Source organism: Thermogemmatispora sp., from assembly GCF_042408735.1.
Classification (GTDB): domain Bacteria; phylum Chloroflexota; class Ktedonobacteria; order Ktedonobacterales; family Ktedonobacteraceae; genus Thermogemmatispora.
Genome location: NZ_JBHOQV010000166.1, coordinates 1 through 6,880, shown reverse-complemented (window position 1 = coordinate 6,880; position 6,880 = coordinate 1). Strand labels below are relative to the sequence as shown.

Annotated in this window: 5 protein-coding genes and 1 pseudogene; 1 reads left to right on the top strand and 5 read right to left on the bottom strand. The window is 63.4% G+C overall.

Annotation, left to right across the window (positions count from 1 at the left end):
* Window positions 1-550: 550 nt before the first annotated feature.
* The gene (locus tag ACFMO7_RS18585; RefSeq protein WP_376796985.1) at window positions 551-1,168 is read left to right on the top strand and encodes a CoA pyrophosphatase; all 618 of its coding nucleotides are present in this window, start codon (window positions 551-553) and stop codon (window positions 1,166-1,168) included.
* Between the two features lie 867 nt (window positions 1,169-2,035).
* On the opposite strand, the gene ACFMO7_RS18580 is transcribed toward ACFMO7_RS18585, so the two are convergent.
* The 5 genes and pseudogenes from ACFMO7_RS18580 to ACFMO7_RS18560 form a co-directional block, all read right to left on the bottom strand.
* On the bottom strand, window positions 2,036-3,007 hold the full coding sequence (locus tag ACFMO7_RS18580) for a P1 family peptidase (RefSeq protein ID WP_376796984.1): 972 nt from the start codon (window positions 3,005-3,007) through the stop codon (window positions 2,036-2,038).
* 337 nt (window positions 3,008-3,344) lie between these two features.
* Window positions 3,345-4,061 (bottom strand): ribulose-phosphate 3-epimerase, encoded by a 717-nt coding sequence (gene rpe, locus ACFMO7_RS18575; RefSeq protein ID WP_376796983.1) that lies wholly within the window; start codon window positions 4,059-4,061, stop codon window positions 3,345-3,347.
* Window positions 4,058-4,807, bottom strand: a complete 750-nt coding sequence (gene pgl, locus ACFMO7_RS18570) for a 6-phosphogluconolactonase (RefSeq protein WP_376796982.1) — start codon at window positions 4,805-4,807, stop codon at window positions 4,058-4,060. The genes rpe and pgl overlap by 4 nt, the downstream gene beginning before the upstream one ends.
* Before the next feature lie 139 nt (window positions 4,808-4,946).
* Window positions 4,947-6,197 carry a glucose-6-phosphate dehydrogenase assembly protein OpcA gene (locus tag ACFMO7_RS18565; protein WP_376796981.1) on the bottom strand — a complete coding sequence of 417 codons (1,251 nt, stop codon included), beginning with the start codon at window positions 6,195-6,197 and terminating at the stop codon, window positions 4,947-4,949.
* Window positions 6,198-6,685: 488 nt separating this feature from the next.
* Window positions 6,686-6,880: pseudogene (locus ACFMO7_RS18560) on the bottom strand (glucose-6-phosphate dehydrogenase); the annotation flags it as partial.

The following is a 6,880-nucleotide window of genomic DNA, read 5'->3' as shown; positions in this document are numbered from 1 at the left end:
GTGTCGAAAGGTCGCCGTGCTGTTGTGCTTGCATGGGTAAAATACCCCCTTCGATCCACGGTTTTTTTGCCTTGCCCCTCGAGCGCCCTCTGATCCTGTCTAACGTGTGTCGTACGTAGATCGCCCGCTTCCTTGGTCCGTCATCGCTTCTGCCAGGGGTAACGACAGGAACGTCATCTTGAGATCGGGGGGATGCGTCTCGGACAACTGGCTATCGGAGGAGGCTGCTCAGGCTGCGATGGCTGCACTTGTCGCTGTACTTCCTACTATGAGACGACGATTCTTCATAGTACACCCGTTCGTGCTAGAGAGTAGTTCTACGAAACGATGCCCGCAGACAGGTCATAAGGTATATATGGGCACAATGAAAGCCTTGTGTAAGCATACCCCCACTCGATGCTCTAATTATACCAAAAGCCGCCTGTGAATGCAAGGCAAAAGCCAGCTTTTCGGCGGACCTCCCCGCTGTTTTTTTGTTTACCACATTGTATCATACCCACGCAAGTTCAACCAGCCCCTTTTTGCGGCGTGAATGTGGTAAAATAGGCACATGAATATGTCCAGCATCAACGAGGTGGTGACCGCTCTGCGCTCGCGCCTGGCCCCTCCCGACCAGGCTCTCTCTCTTCTGCCACCTCCCGAGCTTGCTTCTCGCCCCCTCCGGCGCGCCGCCGTGCTCCTGCCCCTCTTCGAGGCGGATCACCTGCCCTGCCTGCTGCTGATCCGCCGCTCCCCAACGCTCCGCACCCACGGCGGCGAGATCGCTTTCCCCGGCGGCTCGGTCGATCCCCAGGACCGCGACGCGGTGATGACTGCTCTGCGCGAGGCCCAGGAGGAGATCGGCCTCTCTCCCGAGCGCGCCGAGGTGCTTGGCCTGCTCCCCCCTTCCTTCACTCTGGTCACTGGCTTCTGGATCACTCCCGTGGTGGCTTTCTTGCCTTCCGGCCCCGGCCCCCTCACCCTCCAGGCCTCCGAGGTGGCTGAGGTGATCCGCGCTCCTCTCCCCTCCCTGGCCGATCCCCACATCTTCCATAGCGAGATCTGGGATAGCGCCGGCCTGCGCCGCACTGTCTATTTCTATGAGTATGGCCCTTATCGCATCTGGGGAGCTACCGCACGCATCCTGCATCAACTGCTCTCTCTGCTGGAGGAGTCAACAGCCCAATAGTCATGGTCTCCTTGATTCTTCTCCCCGCCTGACTACAATGAACAATAGCTACTGCGTTGGTAGTGCTGTTCTGTAGCGCGTCTCTCGTAGGTTCCGTTGTTCGTTGTGTGAGTTGTGGGTCTGGCTCTCAGTTGCCCCTGGTGGAGATTGCTGTGAGACTGCCAACTTCCGATACCCACTCTGCGCAGCTCCGACTCGCCCAGTCGGATCGGGCAGTGCTCCCCCACTCGCCCGCCTCCCCCTCCCCTTTCTCTGCATACCCCCCTCTCGCTTTGCCTGTGACCCCTCCCCCCTCTCTCCCTTCTTCGGAGCCGTCGCAGCCTTGCTCGGGGATCGCCAGCTCTCGCCTCGCTCCTCCCTCCTCCTGGGACCTGACAACTGGGGGTCTGAAGACGCTGGCTACGCGGCGCGATTTGCCCCTGCGCGCTGAATGGCAGGCCCCTACGGCCGCGCCCGCTCAGCCCTCGGCGACCCACGTTCCTCTTTTCCCTCTCCTGGTGCTATGTTGTGTCCTGGTTATGCTGCTGAGTGGAGGGCTGCTACTGTTGCTGATTCTTGAACCTTGAGACGATCGGTCCTTTCCCGCTGTTTGCTCTGACACCGGCATACGCCTTGACCTCGACAGAAGCTGGCAGGCACCGCTAGCTGGACTGCCCCGCTCGCTGGGACCTGGGAGACGGTGCTAGCACCAGCCTCTCTGGCCGGCCACGTCGGATGGGTCCCCCTTCCCGTCAGGGGCTTGTTCCTCCGTGCACCGCCAGCCAGGGTCGGCCAGGTTGGGTCGGTTGCGTTCCCCTAGCCGGCGGCTTTGCGCAACCGCGCACTGTCCGGCCGGACAGATAGCACGCGTGAGCGGCTAGCTCCGTGTCAGCTGCGAGCTTGAGATCCCTGGTCGGCAATGGCCGGGACGCCGTGGAGTCCTTTGGCTCGCTGGACCGCCTTGACGATGGCTCGCGCCAGGGTGATGGCGGCCGCCGCTCCTATGAGGCTGACCTGCGCCGCTGCGGCTGCAGGGTCGGGGGGTGTTGTTGTCTCTGTCCCCAGGGCCAGAGCGAAGACGGTGTCACCGTCAAACATGGTGTGCGCCGGCTGAATGGCCTGCGCCAGCCCATTATGAGCCATCTGCGCTATTTTGTTGACGCTCGTTTTGCTGAGGGCGGCGTTGGTAGCGACAACGCCAATGGTGGTGTTGCCGAAGGGGTGCGCTCCCGCTGCGCCAGCCTCTCCCGCTCCCCCGGTTGCTCCCGCAATGATGGTTCCGCTCGCCGGGTCGACGATGTTGCCTGCGGCGTTGACAACGACAATGGCCCCGACAATGGTTCCGTCGGGTAGCTGGGTGCTGGCTGAGCCTAGTCCACCTTTGAGAGGGTGCCCGCTCCCCGCCAGTTTGGCTACGGTGGCCCCAGTTCCAGCTCCTACGCTGCCTTGCTCAATGGGACCACCGCCCGCTCGTTCGCAGGCCCGGTAGCCGGCAGCCGCATCAGGCCGGATGTGCGGGGAGCCAAGTCCAAGGTCGAAGATGGCAGCCGCCGGCACGATCGGGACGCGGGCAACGCCTGTCTCAAAACCCTGGCCGCGCTCTTCCAGGTAGCGCATGACTCCTGCGGCTGCTTCCAGCCCGAAGGCGCTGCCTCCGGTGAGGAGGATGGCGTTGACGCGCTCGACAAGGTAGAGGGGACGCAGAAGGTCGGTCTCACGGGTCGCTGGGGCTCCTCCCCGTACGTCGACTCCGCCTACAGCGGGCGGGTCGCAGAGCAGAACGGTACAGCCGGTCCCCGCCTCCAGGTCGGTGTCGTGCCCAACGCGGATGCCGGGGACGTCGGTGATGTCGTCGTACATGGTTGCTGCCTCCCGGTGTGCTTTTTGGGCGCTTCGCCCGTTCTCAAACTGCCGCTGCTCTGGCGGCTTTGCCCCGCGCACGCCTGGCGCGCCAGAGGCTGGGCCTGGCCAGGTCCAGGATAGGATTGGGACAGGCCCGGAGCACGGTAGAGGCTCAGAGGCCGCCTGGCTCGCAGCATTAGGGTGAGCGGGACCTGGCTCTGCCCCAGATGGACAGGACCGGAGCCAGGTCCGCTCTGTTCTGTGATGATCATGATACCGCCAGCTTGCCTGGTGGATCGGCTGCCGGCCCGCCGGCTGTGCCCGCACGCGGATGCTCCAGGGCTGGCGGGCGGGTTCAGACACGGGCCAGGGCCTGACGGAGTCGCTCGACGGCCGCCGCGACGCTCTCGCGCTCGTTATAGACGGCGCTGCCGGCGACGAGCAGGTTTGCTCCAGCTCGTACAACTAGCGGAATGGTCTGCTCGTTGATGCCGCCATCAACTTCGAGGTCACAGTGGAGCTGCCGCTCGCTGAGGAGCTGTCTGAGACGGGCGATTTTGGGCAGGGTCTCGGGGATGAATTCCTGACCGCCGAAGCCAGGATTGACGGTCATGATGAGGACCAGGTCAAGTAGAGAGAGGATGTCTTCTAACAGCCAAACAGGCGTGGAGGGGTTGAGAGCCACCCCCGCTTGCTTACCGGCCTCTTTGATCTGCTGCACGATACGGTGCAGGTGGGGGCAGGTCTCCTGGTGGACAATGATAACGTCGGCTCCCGCTCGCGCGAAGGCTTCGATGTAGTGCTCGGGATTGGTGATCATGAGGTGCGCTTCCAGCGGGAGGCTGGTGCTGCGCCGCACGGCTTCGACGATGAGCGGTCCCATGGTGATGTTGGGGACAAAATGCCCGTCCATGACGTCGATCTGGATGCGCTGCACCCCGGCCTCTTCGGCTTCGCGCACCTGCTGGCCGAGCCGGCTGAAGTCGGCGCTGAGAATGGAGGGCACGAGTCCAATGGCCGCTGGTGTCCGCAACTCCTGGGACGCTCTGGCTGTTGATTGCTCACCTGTCATGCTGATGGCCTCCTCTGGAGAGCTGCAGCGGCAGCGGCGTCTAGCAGCCAGATGACTTCGCCAGCGGCAGCACGGACAAGACGCGCAGGATAGTCGTCGGGCCCACCCTGACCTTCGAGGACCGCCTGGACGGCTTCGGCTTTGTCGCTTCCTGTGACGAGGAAGAGGATGTGGCGTGCGGCTTCGAGAACGGGCGGGGTGAAGGTGAGCCGCTCGGGCGGCGGCTTGGGCACGCTGACCGGCAAGACGAGGCGCTCACGCTCGTGCAGGGCCTCCTGATGAGGGAAGAGGGAAGCCGTGTGCCCTTCAGGTCCCATGCCAAGCTGAATAAGGTCAAAGACCGGCACGCCCGCAGTCCCGAAGACACGCCTCAGCTCGGCGGCATAGCTCTCTGCCGCCGCCTGGCGATCGGCTTGCTCCGCCGGCATACGGTGAATGTTGGCCTCGGGAATGGGAAGCTTGCTCAGCATGACTTCGTGAGCCATGCGGTAGTTGCTTTCTGGATGGTCGGGCGGGACGCAGCGCTCGTCGGACCAGAAGATCTCGACACGCGCCCAGTCGATTTGCTCTCGATACGGCTCACTGGCCAGCAGACCGTAGAGCTTGCGAGGCGTGGAGCCTCCGGCCAGGGCCAGCATGAAGCGCCCATGAGTGACAATGGCTTCCTGGGCAAGGCGGACTACGAGACGAGCCGCCTCCTGGCTAAGACTCTCGCTGTCAGGGTAAATGGCAATCTGTTGCTGCATCTTTTCAGCTCTGTCCTCTCTGGTATAAGCTGCCCGGCTGAAGCTAGCTCCGGCGCCGCTCCGATCTATGGTCGCAGGAACCTATAGAGAGAAGTCGCCACCCGTCCAGCGGATAGGTGGCGTTCTCTCGGCGGCGCGTTCAGGTGAGCAAGCTCGCTAGCTCTTGCAGGATTTTTTCGAATTGATCATCGTGACCGGTGATTTCCAGCTCATCGACCAGGAGCTGGCTCTCCTGGCGCTGCTCGTTGAGGTTGAGGGTGCGCTGGCGTGGCTGTTCCTGCTCCAGCTCGATAGAGGTCAGTACGTGCTCGCTGTCGCCGGGCAGACGGCTGATGCTAAAGAGCGCTTGCTGATCCGCCAGGCGACTGGTAAGGCGCAACAGGCAGATGGTGCCAGGTGGAACTTCACCCTCGTGACGCGGGCGGATGTCGATGCGCGTGGGCTGCCCAGTCCCGTTCTCCAGACACCAGTGATAGGCGCCCGGCGGCAGGCTCTGGAGGCTGCCGGGACAGGAGGCGCTGCAGGCGACGCGACGCCAGGTGAGGCGCTCTTTGAGCCAGCCGCTCATCAGTAAGGCCCGGGCTGGCTCCTGGAAGCGCTGAGGATGCAGACCCCCTGCTGGTCCCGTGGCCGCTGAAGGACCGTCTACCTCGCTGGCGGCACCGAGCACGGCATGCTCAATTTCGATGTGCTGGATTCCTTCAAAATAGGGGCGGTATTCCAGACCGTCAAAGAATTGGGCGACAAGCTGGCGCAGCGGCGTGAGGCGTCCCCAGTTCAGGTCACTGATGGCACAGGCCGGATAAGCCTCTAGCAGAGAGGCGAGCAGGCGCAGGGTCGGCCCCGGCGTCTGAAAGCTGGCCGAATCGACGATGAGACGCTGACTGATGGCGGCCAGTGAACCCAGGGGACCTCCGCTGGCCGGCGGCTCATCAAGCCACCAGAGATAGATCGGCAGGTCCGGCCTGACCAGCCTCTGCAAGAGGGCAGCGCTGTGCTGAACGACCGGCCCGGTCAGCAGGACAGTAATCTGCTCGAAGTGGTGACGAGTGAGGTCTGAAATGACTGGGAAGCTGCGCAGGGTCACCCAGGTCGCGATGGAAGCCGGCGCGTCTTGATTATTTTCGAGAATCAGTATGATAACGCGCGCGATATGCGTACTCAGCAGATCGCGCAGTAGATTGCTGACATAGCGCGCATGTGCAGTGGAAGGCGCGCAGATCACCAGGTTGAGCACGCTGGTGCGCACGCTCATATTCTGGCCGATGCGCATATTATCCGCGGCCATCTTCCAGAGCAAAGCCACTTCTTCCTCTAGATGCTCCCAGGGAATGGCCTTGCCGGCCCACAGCGAGCGTGTCCCCGGGGATAGGTCGAGGTCCACAGTCATTCCAGATCTCCCCTGATAGAGAACGGCATCGTTCCAGGCGACCAACGGACGGGCGGAGGCCGTCCGGCCTGGATCGCGTGCGTGAGCTACTGCAGCTTCTTGTCTCTGGCCGTTGTTCTGTGTAGATTGCAGGGAGGTACCGAAAGGCAAACAGCTCCCTCCAGTACCGTTCAGTGAGCAAGCCCTCGCTTTGTTGGCGTAGCAGCTCCGGTCTGAGCGAGCCTGGCCCGCCGGTCCCGGCGCCTTGATGGGCTTGGGCCGAGAGCAAGGCAGGGCCGCCCGGGGCGGTTGAGCCGAGCCGAGACGCAGGCGAGGAAGCGCCAGCCAGTCTGCCAGCTCTGCGGACTTGCCCGGTTCGTCACTCGTTGAAGAGCTGACTGGCTGACGCGACAGGCCGGCCAGGTGGATGACCGCGCTCCGACACGGTAGCACCTGGCTTGCGCCCGCGGGTCAGACACGAGGGCGCGGCGCGGGTCCGTGTTGTTCGGTTAGGGCCGTCGCCAGCGACGCCCATCGCGCCAGATGAACTCATCGGCAGCCTGGGGTCCCCAGGTGCCAGCTTCATAGGAATGGATGGTCTCGCGCGGCGCCTCGGCCCAGGCATCCATGATTCCCTGGATGAACTCCCAGGCGGCTTCTACCTCGTCGCGGCGCGTGAAAAGCGTCGAGTCACCTAGCATGCA

What these genes read in the sequence shown, in the direction of transcription:
- ACFMO7_RS18585 (WP_376796985.1), top strand. Translation starts at nt 551, where the DNA reads ATGAATATGTCCAGCATCAACGAGGTGGTGACCGCTCTGCGCTCGCGC.
- ACFMO7_RS18580 (WP_376796984.1), bottom strand. Translation starts at nt 3,007, where the DNA reads ATGTACGACGACATCACCGACGTCCCCGGCATCCGCGTTGGGCACGAC.
- rpe (WP_376796983.1), bottom strand. Translation starts at nt 4,061, where the DNA reads ATGACAGGTGAGCAATCAACAGCCAGAGCGTCCCAGGAGTTGCGGACA.
- pgl (WP_376796982.1), bottom strand. Translation starts at nt 4,807, where the DNA reads ATGCAGCAACAGATTGCCATTTACCCTGACAGCGAGAGTCTTAGCCAG.
- ACFMO7_RS18565 (WP_376796981.1), bottom strand. Translation starts at nt 6,197, where the DNA reads ATGACTGTGGACCTCGACCTATCCCCGGGGACACGCTCGCTGTGGGCC.